1 protein-coding gene is annotated in these 378 nt (G+C 75.7%); it reads right to left on the reverse strand.

Going from position 1 to position 378, the window contains the following annotated elements:
• The coding region (locus tag DEIPI_RS39125) for a hypothetical protein (protein ID WP_027481270.1) at positions 1–378 on the reverse strand (378 nt) is incomplete at both ends.

Consider the following 378-nt stretch of genomic DNA (forward strand, 5'->3'; position numbering starts at 1 on the left):
CCAGCGCACGACCGCCTCCGTCTCCGAGAGCGCCGTCGTCGCGGTCGTCAGCTCGAAGCCGCCACGCAGGGGCGCGCCCAGCCGCGGGATGCCCGTCGCGTACCCCTGCGGCACGCCCGACATGAACCGCGTCGTCCACGCCACGTCGCCGCAGCGCAGCCCCTCGAAGACCTGCCGGACCGCGTTGCGCGCGAGTTCGGAAGGTGTCGCCGGGAAGCCCAGCAGCACGCCCGCCTCCACCATCGCCCTCACCTCCGCCGCGCCGGGCGCGCACGGCGGCACGTCCAGCAGCTCACCCCCGGAGGACACGAGGTCCTGCGCGCGCGCGGACGGCAGGCAGACGAGCAGCAGCGCGGTCAGGACCGCGAACGGGCGCTT

Source organism: Deinococcus pimensis DSM 21231 (assembly GCF_000519345.1).
Taxonomy (GTDB): domain Bacteria; phylum Deinococcota; class Deinococci; order Deinococcales; family Deinococcaceae; genus Deinococcus_A; species Deinococcus_A pimensis.